The sequence below is a fragment of the Cloacibacterium rupense genome, assembly GCF_014645495.1.
Lineage (GTDB): Bacteria > Bacteroidota > Bacteroidia > Flavobacteriales > Weeksellaceae > Cloacibacterium > Cloacibacterium rupense.
In genome coordinates this window covers 587,874-603,987 of the sequence record NZ_BMLV01000002.1, presented here as the reverse complement: position 1 = coordinate 603,987, position 16,114 = coordinate 587,874, and the positions used below count along the sequence as shown (strand labels likewise).

13 protein-coding genes are annotated in these 16,114 nt (G+C 33.2%); 11 read left to right on the top strand and 2 right to left on the bottom strand.

Features of this window, described 5'->3' with window-relative positions:
* Positions 1-120: 120 nt before the first annotated feature.
* The 4 genes from rplU to IEW40_RS06760 all read left to right on the top strand — a co-directional run bounded on the left by rplU (position 121) and on the right by IEW40_RS06760 (position 4,313).
* Positions 121-540, top strand: coding sequence for a 50S ribosomal protein L21 (rplU, locus tag IEW40_RS06775; RefSeq protein WP_188617310.1), 420 nt, complete (start codon positions 121-123; stop codon positions 538-540).
* Positions 541-570: 30 nt separating this feature from the next.
* Entirely contained in the window at positions 571-828 is a 258-nt protein-coding gene (gene rpmA, locus IEW40_RS06770) for a 50S ribosomal protein L27 (protein WP_002984034.1), read from the top strand.
* 129 nt (positions 829-957) lie between these two features.
* Positions 958-2,136, top strand: coding sequence for a T9SS type A sorting domain-containing protein (locus IEW40_RS06765; RefSeq protein WP_188617309.1), 1,179 nt, complete (start codon positions 958-960; stop codon positions 2,134-2,136).
* Positions 2,137-2,198: 62 nt separating this feature from the next.
* A complete protein-coding gene (locus IEW40_RS06760) occupies positions 2,199-4,313 on the top strand; it encodes a prolyl oligopeptidase family serine peptidase (RefSeq protein ID WP_188617308.1) in 2,115 nt (704 codons plus the stop codon).
* A gap of 52 nt (positions 4,314-4,365) precedes the next feature.
* On the opposite strand, the gene IEW40_RS06755 is transcribed toward IEW40_RS06760, so the two are convergent.
* Both IEW40_RS06755 and IEW40_RS06750 read right to left on the bottom strand, forming a co-directional pair.
* Positions 4,366-6,468: a hypothetical protein gene (locus IEW40_RS06755; protein WP_188617307.1), complete on the bottom strand. Its 2,103-nt coding sequence runs from the start codon at positions 6,466-6,468 to the stop codon at positions 4,366-4,368.
* A gap of 65 nt (positions 6,469-6,533) precedes the next feature.
* A complete protein-coding gene (locus tag IEW40_RS06750) occupies positions 6,534-7,328 on the bottom strand; it encodes a DUF2797 domain-containing protein (protein WP_188617306.1) in 795 nt (264 codons plus the stop codon).
* 370 nt (positions 7,329-7,698) lie between these two features.
* Here IEW40_RS06750 and IEW40_RS06745 point away from each other — a divergent pair, with 370 nt between their 5' ends.
* The 7 genes from IEW40_RS06745 (at position 7,699) to IEW40_RS06715 (ending at position 15,968) form a co-directional block, all read left to right on the top strand.
* Positions 7,699-8,727 carry a GDP-mannose 4,6-dehydratase gene (locus IEW40_RS06745; protein ID WP_188617305.1) on the top strand — a complete coding sequence of 343 codons (1,029 nt, stop codon included), beginning with the start codon at positions 7,699-7,701 and terminating at the stop codon, positions 8,725-8,727.
* 74 nt (positions 8,728-8,801) lie between these two features.
* Complete coding sequence (locus IEW40_RS06740; RefSeq protein ID WP_002662059.1) at positions 8,802-9,023, top strand: DUF2795 domain-containing protein; 222 nt, start codon at positions 8,802-8,804, stop codon at positions 9,021-9,023.
* Between the two features lie 137 nt (positions 9,024-9,160).
* Complete coding sequence (gene secA / locus IEW40_RS06735; RefSeq protein WP_188617304.1) at positions 9,161-12,235, top strand: preprotein translocase subunit SecA; 3,075 nt, start codon at positions 9,161-9,163, stop codon at positions 12,233-12,235.
* 118 nt (positions 12,236-12,353) lie between these two features.
* Positions 12,354-12,884, top strand: a complete 531-nt coding sequence (locus tag IEW40_RS06730; protein ID WP_188617303.1) for a DUF3575 domain-containing protein — start codon at positions 12,354-12,356, stop codon at positions 12,882-12,884.
* 42 nt (positions 12,885-12,926) lie between these two features.
* On the top strand, positions 12,927-13,565 hold the full coding sequence (gene msrA / locus IEW40_RS06725; protein ID WP_188617302.1) for a peptide-methionine (S)-S-oxide reductase MsrA: 639 nt from the start codon (positions 12,927-12,929) through the stop codon (positions 13,563-13,565).
* A gap of 72 nt (positions 13,566-13,637) precedes the next feature.
* Positions 13,638-15,302, top strand: coding sequence for a tetratricopeptide repeat-containing sensor histidine kinase (locus tag IEW40_RS06720; RefSeq protein ID WP_188617301.1), 1,665 nt, complete (start codon positions 13,638-13,640; stop codon positions 15,300-15,302).
* A 3-nt stretch (positions 15,303-15,305) separates the two neighbouring features.
* Positions 15,306-15,968, top strand: coding sequence for a response regulator (locus tag IEW40_RS06715; RefSeq protein ID WP_188617300.1), 663 nt, complete (start codon positions 15,306-15,308; stop codon positions 15,966-15,968).
* Positions 15,969-16,114: the final 146 nt, after the last annotated feature.

Genomic DNA, 16,114 nt, shown 5'->3' with positions numbered 1-16,114 from the left:
TATTAAGTATTTCCAAATGTACAATTTTCGAAATTAAATAAAAAATTTTAGCATTAATGTGGATAACTCAAAAAATTTTCTTACTTTTGCACCTCGAATTAACTAAAAAATATATAAACAATGTTTGCAATCGTAGAGATAGCAGGGCTTCAATACAAAGTTGAGCAAAACCAAAAGTTGTTTGTAAACCGTTTGAAAGTAGAAAAAGGAGACAAAGTATCTTTTGATAAAGTTCTTCTTACTGTAAACGGAACAGTAACTGTAGGTGCCCCGGCTGTAAGTGGAATCGCTGTAGAAGCGGAAATTCTTGACCATGTTCAAGCTGATAAAGTAATCGTTTTCAAAAAGAAAAGAAGAAAAGGATATGCTAAGAAAAACGGACATAGACAACAATTAACACAAATCCAGATTGTTTCTATCGCAGGTGCTGAAGCTCCAAAAGCTAAAAAAGCTGCTAAAAAAGAAGCAACTGAAGAAGTAGCAGAGCCAGCTAAAAAACCAGCTGCTAAAAAAGCTGCTAAAAAAGAAACTGAAGAATAGTATTAATTTACGATAAAAATTTAAAACAAAATGGCACACAAGAAAGGAGTTGGTAGTTCCAAAAACGGTAGAGAATCTCACTCTAAAAGATTAGGTGTAAAGATTTTCGGTGGTCAAGAAGCTATTGCTGGTAATATTATCGTAAGACAAAGAGGTACACAACACCACCCAGGTGATAACGTGGGTATTGGTAAAGACCACACTTTGTTTGCATTAGTAGACGGTAAAGTAGTTTTCAGAAAGAAAGCAAATAACAGATCTTTCGTATCTGTAGAACCCAACGCATAATTAAAGCGTTATATAGAAATTAAACCTCGGCATCTGCTGAGGTTTTTTTTATTAATAAAGTTTTAAGCCAAGATCCTTTGCCAAAAAGATTAATTTAATTAACTTCGCTACCCTTTTTAAAAAATCATCATGAAGAAAATTACACTTTTTCTAGCAATATTTACACTATACTACACCAATGCGCAAATAAAAATTTTATTTGACGCAACCAAAGACGAAATGGCAGGAAATGCAGATTGGGTAATAGACGCTGACTCAAAATCTAGTGGAGAATCTAATCCACAAAGAATTCCCACCCCTGCACAAAGCGAAATTACCGCCTCTACCAGCGAAACTTATTGGACTGGTGCTCTTAGTGCTTGGGCTGTAGATTTAGTAAAACAGGGATACACTGTAGAAACATTGCCAATTTCTGGGAAGATAACCTATGGAGATACAACCAACACCCAAGACCTAGGCAAGTATAAAGTCTTTATTGTAACCGAACCAAACAATCAATTTTCTGCAGCTGAGAAAACAGCTATTATAAATTTTGTAAAAAACGGTGGTGGCTTATACATTATTGCTGATCATGACAACAGTGATAGAGATAGTGATGGCATAGACTCACCTTCTGTTTGGAACGATTTGTTCTCTAGCAATTCTGTAAAAACAAATCCTTTCGGAATTACATTTGATTTGGTGAGTTTCTCACAAACCACTTCAAATTTTGCTAATCTTCCTACCAACAGCATTCTTCATGGATTGGCAGGAAATCCAACTCAAATGCAATTTGCTGCTGGAGCAACAATGACTCTTGACAAAACAGCCAATTCATCTGTACAAGGTTTAGTCTATAAAACAGGCTCTTCTACTACAGGAACTACTAATGTGATGTTTGCCACAGCAAACTACGGGAGTGGCAAAGTCTGTGCTTTGGGAGATAGCTCTGTTCCTGATGACGGAACGGGCGACACAGGAGACACTTTATATGATGGTTACTTCTCTGATGCTTCAGGAAATCACCAGCCGTTGTTAATCAATTCCGTGATTTGGTTAGCAACCGCGTCTAACCTAAGCGCTCAAGACATTTTAAAAAATCAAATTTCTGTTAATATTTATCCTAACCCAAGTTCTGATTTTGTGTACATAAAATCAGAAGACTCTTCTGAAAACTATCATCTAACATTAATGGATTCTACTGGCAAAGTTTTGCAAAGTATCCCAAATTCAACTAAAATAAGTATTGCTTCATGTCCCAAAGGAATTTATTACTTACTGGTGAAAAACGAAAAAGGATTTAAAAATTTTAAAGTAGAGAAAAAATAAAAACATCATTGACCGAAGAATTACTTCGGTTTTTTTGTTTAATTTTGAGAAAATTTGAAAAAATGAAAGAGAAAATTTCCTCAATTATTATGGCAAGTATATTTCTTGCCTCCTGTTCTTCTCAAAATATGAAAAGTACTTATCAATATCCCGAAACCAAAAAAGTTGCTCACACAGACGAATATTTCGGAACGAAAGTAGAAGACCCATATCGCTGGTTAGAAGACGACAGAGCTGATGACACCAAAGATTGGGTACAGCGCGAAGTAGGTTTTACTCAAAATTATTTAGCCCAAATTCCTTTTCGTGAAGACATTCGTTCTCAGCTAAAAGACATCTGGAACTACGAGAAAATTTCCGCTCCTTTCGAAGAAGGTGATTATACCTATTTCTATAAAAATGATGGATTGCAAGCTCAATCTGTTTTGTACCGAAAAGACAAAGCAGGAAACACCGAAGTTTTTTTAGACCCTAATCAATTTTCTGAAAAGGGAACTACTTCATTATCTGGATTATCATTCAACAAAAAAGGAAATTTAGTTGCTTATTCTATTTCTGAAGGAGGTAGCGATTGGAACAAAATTATCATAATGGATGCGGTTTCCAAAAAAATATTTGACGAGCCCATTGTTTGTAAATTTAGTAGTGTAGCTTGGTACAAAGACGAAGGTTTTTATTACTCAAAATACGACCAACCGAAGGAAGGCAGCATCTTATCTGGAATGACTGATACGCACAAAGTGTATTTCCACAAATTAGGAACTAAGCAATCTGAAGACCAACTGATTATAGGTGGAGAAAGCTTCAAGAGAAGATATATGACCGCAGGAATTTCGGATGACGAAAGATTTTTAATTTTAGACGCAGCAGTAAACACCAGCGGAAACGAGCTCTACATCAAAGACTTAACTAAAAATTCTGAATTCATTCCTATTCAAAAAGGATATGATTACAACACCAACGTAGTAGACACTAAAGGAGACGAAATTTATGTTTTTACAGACAAAAACGCTCCGAATATGAAATTACAGAAATTCAACATCAATAACCCTAGCGTTTGGACAGATGTAATTCCAGAAACAGATAATGTATTGAGCGTTTCTACAGGTGGTGGTTATATCTTTGCAAAATATATGAAAGACGCTGTTTCTTTTGTAAAACAATTCGATTATAACGGAAAGCTGATTAGAGAAATCACCCTTCCAGGAAAAGGAACTGCTGGCGGTTTTGGCGGCAAAGAAAAAGATAAAGAACTTTATTATACTTTCACCAACTACATTACACCAGGAACAACCTATAAACTCAATGTAGCAAACGGAAAATCAGACGTTTATCTAAAGCCAAAAGTAAAATTTAACCCAGAAAATTACGTTTCGGAACAAGTTTTCTTTACTTCTAAAGATGGCACAAAAGTTCCGATGATGATTTCTTATAAAAAAGGATTGAAACTCAACGGTAAAAACCCTACCATTTTATACGGATATGGAGGCTTCAACATTTCAGTTACTCCAAGTTTCTCTGTAGTGAATGCCATTTGGATGGAAAACGGCGGAATCTATGCTGTACCTAATCTAAGAGGTGGTGGAGAATATGGCAAGAAATGGCACGATGCAGGCACAAAACAACAAAAGAAAAACGTTTTTGAAGATTTTATAGCTGCTGGAGAATATTTACAGAAAAATGGTTACACTTCTCCAAAATTTATGGCACTTTCTGGGCGTTCTAATGGCGGATTATTGGTTGGTGCTACCATGACCATGAGACCAGATTTAGCCAAAGTAGCGTTTCCTGGTGTAGGCGTTTTGGATATGTTGAGATACAATAAATTTACTGCTGGTGCAGGTTGGGCTTATGATTACGGAACTGCGGAAGACAGCAAAGAAATGTTCGAATATTTAAAATCATATTCGCCTGTTCATAATGTAAAAAAAGGAGTTTGCTATCCTTCTACAATGGTAATTACAAGCGACCATGATGACAGAGTGGTACCTGCGCATTCTTTTAAATTCGGGGCAGAATTACAAGAAAAACAATCTTGCAACCAACCTGTTTTAATAAGAATTGAAACTAATGCAGGTCACGGAGCAGGTAGAAGTACAGACCAAGTGATTGGTGAAAACACAGATATTCTGAGCTTTGCGTTGTATGAAATGGGTATTAAAGAATTAAAAAAATAATTGAATTATTTCCCAAAAATCAGCCCCGCAAATAAATTTGCGGGGTTTGTTATTAAAAAGTTTCTTTTATTTCATGTTTCAGGATTTTCGTTTCCTTCTTTATTTCCTTTACTTTTTCTACTGATTTTTTGATTTTGTCTTCTTTTTCTTGAATATCTTTAGGAATTAAGGTCTTTTTAAGTCCATCTTCTATTCCTCTCCAAAAAAGATTGAAAAAAGATTTTGTATGGTCTCTTTTCACATTCACTTCTACACTTTCGGGAAATTTATTAGAATTCGCTTTCACTACAAGATTTACGATAGCACTTAGCAATTTCTTTTTTTCTTTGGTGTTTTTATCCATTATATTCACTTTCAAATTTTGATGCTTCATGTTCATTTTACCATAAATCTGAGCATTACTTCCACTAAAATCAAAATTCAAATGATTGACTTCACCTTCAATTGAAACATTGAGATAAGGCCTTATAAACCAATTGACTTGTGACGCAGGAAGGTTGGTAACAATTCCTGAAATTTTAAAAAAATCATCATTTCTTGCGGTATCAAAACTCCAATTAACTTTCATGGGTGAAGTTTTCATTAGTTGACAATTGATGGCAACAGGAACCATAGTATTTTGGTAACCTTTATTAGAATTTATGTTATGAGCATTCAAATTTAAATTTGAAAAAATCAATTTTCCAGCAGGATTATCATTGGTATTATCTTCTTCGTACTGAAGATAAGCTTCTGTAACTTTCAGATTTTGAACCAACAAAGGAAATTTTATACTTCTCAGCAATTCAGAATACATTTTTTTTCTACTCAAATCATCTTTTGGAAATTTGCTTCTGTAAATGATGGCCTTTACACCTTGTGTGTTGACATTTGTTATTTTTACATTGGGCTGATTGTTAGAAAATTTAAAATCAATTCCCGAAATTTTGGTTTTTGCAATTTTGATATCGTACCAATCTCTTTCTGCTGGAATTCTTTTACTAAATTCTTGCCTAGAGAGCAGAGGAATCATAGAAAAGTTTTCTAAGTCCCAAGAATTCTCATCTGCCTTCCATCGATTTAAGGTAAATCGATAGTATTCATTAGCATTAAAAACCACTGCATCTGTTCTTATTTTGTAATTTTTATATGTGAAAGGAATTTTATTTTTTGCTGATTCTTCATTCATAAAAAATTCTTTAATAGACGCGTTGATATTTTTAACCAAAAGTTTTTCTTTGCCTTTAGAATCTAATAAATTGAATTGTGCGTTGTTTAAATTTATATTTTTTAAATCTAGTTCATATGTGGATATATTTTTCTTTTCCTTCTTTTTTAATTGATTGGCATACATCGTTATTTTAGGCTGAGAAAAAACGACATTATCAATTGTTATTTTATTATTTTTCAGCACAATGTCTTTAAAAATCATTTCCACGGCATTGAAAAAAAAGAGATTTTGATGAGGATATTTTATACTAAAATCTTGCTCACTTATTAGCGGAAGCAGAGCAAAATCTTTCACCGAAATTTGCTGTGATTTTGTGTCTATGCTTTTAGCCGTAATTTTGTAAATTTCATTAGGAAAACATTCTATATCATTCCCTTTTATAGTATAATTGTCAAACGTGAAGGGCAGTTTTCGCACAGCATCATGTTCTGCAAGATTCAGACTTTCAATACTTAAACTTAATTTCTTTATTTTAAAAAATGGCGAACGGTCATGTTTTTCAATCTCAAAATTCCCATCATTAATTTCCACATTTTCAAAGACAATCGAAGCTTTCTTTTTTAAGTTTTTTTTATCTGTCGGTTTTGCTAAAGTGATTTTTAAATTCGGTTGTCTTAGTTTAATTTGATTAGAATTTAGCGATTGGTTCACCAATGCATCATAAATTCCCATATTGCTAATGTAAATTTCATCAATAGAACCGTCTAAACCAATAACTTCCTGATTATCTAGGTTTTTATTTGAAATATTGACTTTATTGGCGATAATATCACCTTGTAAAAATCTGATTTTTAAATCTTTGTAAGTAATATTGTACGGCGTTTTTTCTTTGATGTATTGGGGCAGATTATTTTTTAACCAAAATCTAAATCCCAAAACCACCATCATAAAAATCACAGTGATGCTGAATATCGAAATCAATAAAATTTTTAGAAATCTCTTCATATTACAAATTTAGATATATAACATCTGACTGTTTTATCGGATTTTGCGAAATATTATATATTAAATCACGATATGTCCAACTCAATCACATAACCTTCGTGGCTTCTTACATTAATAAAATCACCATCATTAAAATATAAATACTGTCCTTTAATTCCTTTCAAAACCCCTTCAAATTCTGGTTTTGTGTCAAGTGTAAAAGAAGTAATTTTGGTTGGCGCTTCATACGGAAAGTCCAATTTCACGATTTCTTCACTTGCTAATGCAAAATTTTTAGAATCTTTCGGAAATAAATCAGCAATTTGGTTTCTAAAATCCAATAAATCTACTTCGCTTTCTCTATCATCTTGAAGCATTTTTCGCCAATTGGTTTTATCGGCAAGATGTTTTTTGAGTTCTACTTCTATTACGCCAGCTTCGTAACGGTTTTCGGTTCTTGCAATCGGCAAAGCAAAAGTAGCACCCTGATCAATCCATCTTGTAGGAACTTGCGTCTCTCTCGTAACGCCCACTTTTACATCGCCAGTATAAGCCAAATATACAATATGAGGCTGCAATTGAATTTCTTTTTCAACTTCTAAATCACGTTCTTCAATGCCGAGATGTGCCGTAGAAAGTTCTGGCTTTAGAATCGTATCACTTGCATAAGGAGATTCAAAAAAACATTTTTTACAAAACCCCATTCTGTAGATCTTCTCATCCTTACCGCAGTTTACACATTGATAACCAACGTGTTTCAGGTGTAAATTTTTGCCAAAAAGTTGATTCATAGAAATTAAATCTCCTGAAAGATTGAGGTAATAATTGATTGGATTTCCTAGAACGGAAGACATTTTGAGGATTTGTCCTTTGAATTGCATTGTGAAAATTTTTAGTAAAAATAAGGAAAAGATGTTAATTGTCTCGCTGATTTTGCTGATTGAGCAGATTTATATTAGAATCAGCAAAATTTTACTATTCCTTTTTGGGAAAATCTTTTTGGGCTGATTTTATTATTCATTTCAATTTTATTGAACAAGAAATATTTGATTCTATTCTCGTCTTTATTACTTATGATTTTATGGATTAAAAATTACCTCTTTTTTGGTGGAATTATGGATTCTAATCTCTATTTCAAAACTTCAATCCCATTTTTCATTTTAATTTTAACTTTAAATACATTTAATTTCCTTTATAAAGATAAATCGGTTTCAAATTCTTAAATTTGCTATTCTTTGTAAAAAACCACAAATGAATTATTTAGTAACAGGCGGTTCCGGTTTTATAGGTTCTCATTTGGTAGAACAACTCCTTAAAGATGGACATTTTGTCATAAATATTGACAATTTTGATGATTTCTATGATTATCAAATTAAAGTCAAAAATACATTAGAAAGTGTAGGTTTATCTTCCGATTTTGATTTTACAGAAAAAGATACTGACATTCTGAAACTTATAGAAAAAACAAATTCAGAAAATTACAAATTATATTATACAGACATCAGAGATAAAGAATCTTTAAACCAGATTTTTAAAAATCATAAAATAGATGTTTTGGTGCATTTAGCTGCGTTGGCTGGCGTACGACCTTCCATAGAAAGACCGCTTGATTATGAAGAAGTAAACATAAAAGGTACAATGAATCTTTGGGAATTGTGTAAAGAATTCGAGGTTAAAAAAAACGTAATCGCTTCATCATCAAGCGTATACGGAAATAATGAAAAAATTCCTTTTTCTGAAGCCGATAATGTAGATCGACCAATTTCGCCTTATGCAGCTACTAAAAAATGCACAGAAATTTTAGGGCACGTTTATCATCATTTGTATGGTTTAGATATGATATTTTTGAGATTTTTTACCGTTTTTGGTCCAAGACAAAGACCAGATTTGGCGATTCATAAATTCACCAAATTAATCTCAGAAAACCAAGAAATCCCATTCTATGGTGATGGTTCTACCGCTAGAGATTATACTTTTATCAATGATATTGTAGATGGTATTGTGAAATCTATAGCATTTGTAGAAGGTAATAAAAACGTTTACGAAACCATCAATCTAGGTGAAAGCCAAGTAATTACACTCAACGAAATGCTTTCTGGAATAGAAGCAGAACTAGGGAAAACTGCCCTTAAAAGAAATCTGCCGATACAACCGGGAGACGTACAAAAAACAAACGCTGATATTAACAAAGCTCAAAACCTCATCAATTATCTGCCAAAAACCAACTATCAAAATGGCATAAAAATTTTTGTGGAATGGTTTTTGAGAAACAACAAGTAAATTAGTTGAAAATCAACAATAAAAAAGTTTAGAATTTTTTTTAATTTTTTACATTTGCAAAAAATTTAGAATATATGTACTGGACATTAGAATTAGCTTCATATTTGAGCGACGCACCTTGGCCGATGACTAAAGCAGAATTAATCGACTACGCTATTAGAACAGGTGCACCAATGGAAGTGGTAGAAAACCTTCAAGCGATTGAAGACGAAGGAGAGATTTACGAAAGTATAGAAGAAGTTTGGAGTGATTATCCTACAGACGAGGATTTCCTTTGGAACGAAGACGAATACTAGAAAAAATAATAGCTGTCGGCACATAGCTGTCAGCTTTTTAATTTAAATTATAGATATCCCAAAGCATTGGGATGAAACATTATTCACTTTTTTTGCCAATGGTGAACAACTAGAAGCAAAAAGTAAAATTACTATTTATGGGATTTTTAGATACAGTTCTCAAAAGTTTCCTTGGTGATAAAAATGCCAAAGACTTAAAAGAAATTAAGAAAGTAGTTGACAAAATTAAAAAAGTAGAGCCTGCTATTGGTCAACTTTCTGATGATGAATTGAGAGGGAAAACTCTTGAATTCAAAAAGAAAATTGCTGCAGCTACTGAAGATATCACCAAACAAATCAACGAGACCAAAGAGCTTATCAAAAACACGAGCAATGTAGATGAAAAGGAGCAACTTTTTGGTAAAGTAGAAGAACTTAAAAAAGATTCTTATCAGATAGAAGAAAAAGTTTTGGCAGAAATTCTTCCGGAAGCTTTTGCTGTCGTAAAAGAAACCGCTAGAAGATTGGCTCAAAACGGAGGTCTTACTGTAAAACCTACTAGTCTAGATATGGCATTGGCTGCGACCAAAGACTTTGTAGAAATAAAAGGTGAAACCGCTTTCTGGAAAAACAAGTGGGACGCTGCTGGTAAAGAAGTAGTTTGGGATATGGTGCACTATGACACCCAGTTTATTGGTGGTGTAGCCCTTCACAGTGGTAAAATAGCAGAAATGGCAACTGGTGAAGGTAAAACTCTTGTAGGAACTTTGCCTATCTACCTAAATGCACTACCAGGAAGAGGCGTACACGTAGTTACCGTAAATGATTACTTGGCCAAAAGAGACTCCGCTTGGATGGGGCCTATCTATCAGTTCCACGGATTAACTATCGATTGTATCGATCTTCACCAACCTAACTCTGACTCTAGAAGAAAAGCATACCAAGCAGACATTACCTACGGTACTAACAATGAATTTGGTTTTGATTATCTTAGAGATAACATGGTGACTTCACCTGAAGAATTGGTACAAGGAGAATTAAATTTTGCTATTGTAGACGAGGTGGATTCTGTATTGATAGATGACGCTAGAACTCCATTGATTATTTCTGGGCCTGTTCCTCAAGGTGACAGACACGAATTTGACCTTTTAAAACCATCTGTAGATAGAATTGTAACCGTACAAAAACAAGTGGTTTCTAATATTTTAGCAGAGGCTAAAAAATTAATTGCTGCGGGTAATAAAACAGACGGAGGTTTCAAACTTTTACAAGCATACAGAGGTTTACCTAAAAACAAACACTTAATTAAATTCCTTTCTGAGGAAGGAATAAAAGTTCTTTTGCAAAAAACAGAAGGAGAATATATGCAAGACAATAGCAAAAGAATGCATATTGTAGATAAAGACCTTTATTTTGTAATCGACGAAAAAAACAATCAAATTGACCTTACCGATAAAGGGGTAGAATATATGTCTCAGGGCAACCAAGACCCTAATTTCTTCGTTCTTGAAGATATCGGAACCTTGATTGCTGAATTAGAAGCTCAAAATCTTACCAAAGAAGAAGAGTTTGCTAAAAAAGAAGAACTTTTCAGAGATTACGCTGTAAAATCTGAAAGAATTCACACACTAAGTCAATTGCTAAAAGCATATACTGTTTTCGAAAAAGATGACGAATATGTTGTAATAGACGGCGAAGTAAAAATTGTAGATGAGCAGACAGGTCGTATTATGGAAGGTAGACGTTATTCAGACGGTCTTCACCAAGCGATAGAAGCCAAAGAAAATGTAAAAATTGAAGCGGCTACTCAAACTTTTGCTACCATTACATTACAGAATTACTTCAGAATGTACAATAAATTGGCTGGTATGACTGGTACTGCCGAAACGGAAGCTGGAGAATTTTGGCAAATCTATAAATTAGATGTAGTAGTTATCCCTACCAATAGACCTATTGTAAGAGATGACAGACAAGACCTAGTTTATAAAACCAACAGAGAAAAATTCAACGCGGTAATCGAAGAAATTGAAAGACTTACCGCAGAAGGAAGGCCGGTTTTGGTGGGTACTACTTCGGTAGAAATTTCTCAATTTTTATCAAAAGCTTTACAATTAAGAAAAATTCAGCACAATGTATTGAATGCTAAACTTCACAAAAAAGAAGCAGACATTGTAGCAGAAGCAGGTAGAGCTGGCGTAGTAACTATTGCTACCAATATGGCAGGTAGAGGTACCGATATTAAGTTACAAGGAGATGTAAAAGAAAATGGAGGTCTAGCAATTATTGGTACAGAAAGACACGATTCTAGACGTGTTGACAGACAGCTAAGAGGTAGAGCAGGAAGACAAGGTGACCCTGGTAGTTCGCAATTCTATGTTTCTCTGGAAGACAACTTAATGAGACTTTTCGGTTCTGAAAGAATCGCTAGAATGATGGACAAAATGGGTCACAAAGAAGGTGAAGTAATTCAGCATTCTATGATTACCAAGTCGATAGAAAGAGCTCAGAAAAAAGTAGAAGAAAACAACTTCGGTATTAGAAAAAGATTGCTAGAGTACGACGATGTAATGAACAAACAACGTGATGTAATTTACAAGCGTAGAAAAAATGCATTGTTTGGAGACCATTTAAGATATGACATTACCAACTCAATCTATGATGTAGCAGCTAGTATCGTTTCTGCCACCAAAGCAGGCAACCAATACAAAGAATTTGAATATGAAATTATCAAATACTTTACCATGGAAGCTCCTGTTACTGAAGCAGAGTTCAAATCAAAATCTGTAAAAGAATTAACAGACATTCTCTTCAAAAAAGCAGAGGAAGATTATAAAAACAGACTCAATTTATTAAAAGACAACTCGTTCCCAATCATAGAAAATGTGTTCAAGCAACAAGGGCACATGTTCAAAAACGTACAAGTTCCTTTCTCTGATGGCACCAAAACAATGACTATTGTTACCGACCTGAAAGAAGCTTATGATACCCATTGTGAATCTATGATTAACGATTTTGAGAAAAATATTTGCCTTGGGATTATTGATGAAAACTGGAAACACCACCTAAAAGAGATGGACGATTTAAGAAAATCATCTCAGGGTGCAGTTTACGAGCAAAAAGACCCTCTAATAATCTATAAACAAGAATCTTTCCACTTATTCAGTGAAATGATGGATAAAGTGAATAAAGAAATTATTTCTTTCTTGTTCAAAGGCGAAATCCCAACAGGATAAAAAAAACTTTAATTTTTTCTAAAAACCGAAGAAAAATCTTCGGTTTTTTTTGTAATCTTGATTGAAATCAAGATTTATTATCACAAAATTTAGTATTTTTGGTTAAAATTAAAACCTTATGAAAAAAACAATCTTATTCTTGGCCATTTGTGCAAGTTCATTAATTTTCGCACAAACAGAAAATTCTTCTATTGATAGAAAGAATGACATCATGGTCAATCCTATTTTCCTTGTTTTAGGAATCGGAAACTTATCTTACGAAAGAATTATCAATGAAAATTCAGGAATAGGAGTCAATACATTATTCATCATTGATGATTATGTCGTAGATTCTGATAGCAGTGGCTTTCAACTTGCCCCGTATTATCACTACTACTTTGGTAAAAAAACAGCTTCTGGATTTTTTATCGGTGCTTTTGCTAGCATTTCTTCATCAGATGTAGAGACTTATCATTATTCAAATACGGGAAGTTACTACACTACAGACCGAGATACAGCATTTGGGCTTGGTTTTAAATTCGGAGGAAAATGGTCTTTAAAAAACAATCTTTTGTTTGAGGTAAGCACAGGTATTGGCAGAAACTTTTCTGGGAACGAAGACAACAGAATTGTAGGCACTGGTATGCTAGGAATTGGGTATAGATTCTAACAATTGACAAAATAAAAATAAAAACTTCTTCGTTATAGTTCAATGAAGAAGTTTTTTTTATTTTTGATGAGTTTTATTTTACTTTCTTGCAACGGACAAGAAACGAAAACTCAACCCAATAAACCTAAAAAAATGGAAAACAAAAATTTAGAATACGCCACCATTGCAGGAGGATGCTTCTGGTGTGTAGAAGCGTGTTTTGATATGATGAAAGGCGTAGAATCTGTCACCTCTGGTTATTCTGGTGGGCATAAAGAAAACCCAACTTATGAAGAAGTTTGCACTGGAGAGACTGGGCATGCCGAAGTGGTACAAATTGCCTTTGACCCGAAAGTGATTTCATTTTCTCAAATATTAGAAGCATTTTGGTTTCTTCACGACCCTACCACGCTTAACAGACAAGGAAATGACATAGGTACACAATATCGCTCTGCCATTTTCTTTCACTCAGAAAAACAAAAAGAAGAGGCCATAGTTTCTATGGAAAAATCAGAAAAATCTGGACAATGGAATGGCAAATACGTTACCGAAATTGTCCCTTTTGAAAAATTCTGGAGTGCCGAGACCTACCACCAAGATTATTTTGAAATAAATCCTAACCAACCCTATTGCAGTGCGGTAGTTGGCCCAAAAGTAGCTAAATTTAAAAAACACTTCGGCGAACTTGGTTTGTTGAAATAAAACGAAATTAAAATTGTAAGAGCAGACTTTTTGTCTGCTCTTTTTTTGTAATTTCGTGTGAAAATTACAACCTTGAAAAACTTATTCTTCTTATTTATGGCATTGGCGCTGATTCATTGCTCAGAAAAGAGTAAAAAAACAGCTTCTATTCCTACAAAAAATGCCCATTACACTAAAGCTGGTGATTATAGAGATTCTGGAAATTATGATTCTGCCTTTGTTTATTATAACATTGCTAAAAACGATTTTCTTAAGATTAATGATACTCTTGGAATTACAAAAAGTCTCATTAATATGGCAATTATTCAAACCGACTATGGTGATTTCTTTGGCGGAATAGAGACTTCATTAGAAGCAGAAAAGTTCCTTAAAAATAATGACAGTATAACCAACCAACTAAAGTCTTCAAATTACAATAATCTAGCGCTTGCCAATGATGAGCTTGAAAATTTTGATAATGCACAGAAATACTATAATCTTGCATTAAACACCACTCAAGATAATGAATCTAAATATATCTATTATAATAACATTGGGAATACTTTTTTAGGTTTAAGAAATTACCAAAAAGCTAGAGAATATTACGCTAGAGCTCTCAGAACCAAAGACAGCATCTCATATGCTAGAACCCTCAACAATATTGGAAGAAGTTATTTTCTTGAGAATAAAAACGCTAATGCTTTACCCTATTTTTCGAAGTCATTAGAAATAAGAGAAACGAAAAATGATTCTTGGGGGCTTAATTCTAGTTATGCAACTTTAGCCGATTATTACAAAGAAAAAAATGCCCAAAAATCTCTTTTCTATGCCAAAAAAATGTATGAAATTGCTCAAAAAATAAACAATCCTGATGATCAATTAGAAGCCTTACAAAAAATCATCTTTCTAGAAAACCCTATCAAATCTAAAGAACTTTTCAAAAAATATGATTTGATAAGAGACAGCGTACAAACAGAAAGAAATAAAGCCAAAAATCAGTTTGCGCTCATTCGTTATGAAACCGAAAAAAAACAAATAGAAAACCAGAAGCTAAAGACAGAAACTGTAGAAAAGGAAAATAGAATTCTTCGTTTATACTTTTTATTATTCTTACTCCTAATTAGCATTTTTGGTGGCTATTTTTGGTATCAAAGGAGAAAAAAGATACTAGAATTAGAAAAAGAAAGAGAGATAAATAATACTAAAATTAAATATTCTAAAAAAGTACATGACGTAGTTGCCAATGGCCTTTACCAAACTATGGTAGAACTTCAGAATAAGGAAGAAGTCATTAAAGATAAACTTCTGGATCAGCTAGAAAATCTCTATGAAAAATCAAGAGACATCTCCCACGAACCATCTGAAGATGCCTCCCTAGAGTTTTACAAAAAAATATCTTTGATGCTGAGTTCTTATTCTTCTGAAGAAATCAAAGTAATCATTATTGGGAATACAGAGCACTTATGGACTAATATTTCTGAGAAGAAGAAAAAAGAGCTTTTCTATGTTCTTCAAGAACTGATGGTGAACATGAAAAAACACAGTTTTGCCAACCTAGTCGCTATAAAATTTGAAAAGAATTTAGAAAATCTTTTTATAAAATATACAGATAATGGCGTAGGAATTCAAGATTTAGAAAAAAAAACTGGAACAGGCCTTCGCAATACGGGAACCCGTATTGCCACAATCGATGGAGTTATTAATTTTGAAAAAAATCCTAAAGGAGGATTAATAGTTACTCTTAATATTCCTATTTAACTGATGTTTAGAAAAGTACTTATTGCGGAAGATTATGAAACCTATAACCTAGGTGTCATTAAGACTTTAGAAGAATTAAAAATTACTCAATATGATTTTGTCAACTATTGTGATGATGCTTTGGCAAAAATTAAAAAATCTATTTTTGAGAATGACCCTTATGACTTATTAATTACAGATTTATCGTTTGAAGAAGATTATCTTGAACAGAATATAAAATCAGGTAGACATCTTATTCTAGCAGCTAGAGAGATAGCCCCAGAACTTAGAGTTGTTGTTTTTTCTATAGAAAACAAGCCCAAATCGATAGAAGATTTGTTTAAAATATACAACGTAAACGCTTTTGTAAGCAAAGGCAGAAACGATGCTAAAGAGTTGAAAAAAGCCATCACTACAGTTGCAGAAAAAGGATATTATTTGCCTGAAGAGATAAGGTTTAGTATCAAGAAGAATTCTATTGAATTTTCTGATTACGACATCACGCTCATTACAATGCTATCAAAAGGATATAGGCAACAAGAAATAGAAGAGCATTTCAAAAAAAATGATATAAAACCTTATGGGTTAAGTTCTTTGGAAAAAAAACTGAATGACATGAGAGAAAGCCTCAATGCCAAAAACAATATTGAATTGATTGTTAAATGCAAAGACTTAGGCATCATTTAGTTTTATTAATCAATTTTTCGTATTTTTTTTAAAAAAAGCAACTTTATTCCTCCTATTACGGGTACCCGTAATGTTAATATTATCCTTTCTCCTATCTTTGATTCAGTAATTTAACTTCATATAGTCTTTTTTACTTATCATTTGAA

Bases quoted from the DNA above. Each gene is read 5' to 3' on its own strand.
- IEW40_RS06755 (WP_188617307.1), bottom strand. From the start codon at position 6,468: ATGAAGAGATTTCTAAAAATTTTATTGATTTCGATATTCAGCATCACT.
- msrA (WP_188617302.1), top strand. From the start codon at position 12,927: ATGAAGAAGTTTTTTTTATTTTTGATGAGTTTTATTTTACTTTCTTGC.
- IEW40_RS06745 (WP_188617305.1), top strand. From the start codon at position 7,699: ATGAATTATTTAGTAACAGGCGGTTCCGGTTTTATAGGTTCTCATTTG.
- IEW40_RS06740 (WP_002662059.1), top strand. From the start codon at position 8,802: ATGTACTGGACATTAGAATTAGCTTCATATTTGAGCGACGCACCTTGG.
- IEW40_RS06715 (WP_188617300.1), top strand. From the start codon at position 15,306: ATGTTTAGAAAAGTACTTATTGCGGAAGATTATGAAACCTATAACCTA.
- IEW40_RS06760 (WP_188617308.1), top strand. From the start codon at position 2,199: ATGAAAGAGAAAATTTCCTCAATTATTATGGCAAGTATATTTCTTGCC.
- IEW40_RS06750 (WP_188617306.1), bottom strand. From the start codon at position 7,328: ATGCAATTCAAAGGACAAATCCTCAAAATGTCTTCCGTTCTAGGAAAT.
- secA (WP_188617304.1), top strand. From the start codon at position 9,161: ATGGGATTTTTAGATACAGTTCTCAAAAGTTTCCTTGGTGATAAAAAT.
- rplU (WP_188617310.1), top strand. From the start codon at position 121: ATGTTTGCAATCGTAGAGATAGCAGGGCTTCAATACAAAGTTGAGCAA.
- IEW40_RS06730 (WP_188617303.1), top strand. From the start codon at position 12,354: ATGAAAAAAACAATCTTATTCTTGGCCATTTGTGCAAGTTCATTAATT.
- rpmA (WP_002984034.1), top strand. From the start codon at position 571: ATGGCACACAAGAAAGGAGTTGGTAGTTCCAAAAACGGTAGAGAATCT.
- IEW40_RS06765 (WP_188617309.1), top strand. From the start codon at position 958: ATGAAGAAAATTACACTTTTTCTAGCAATATTTACACTATACTACACC.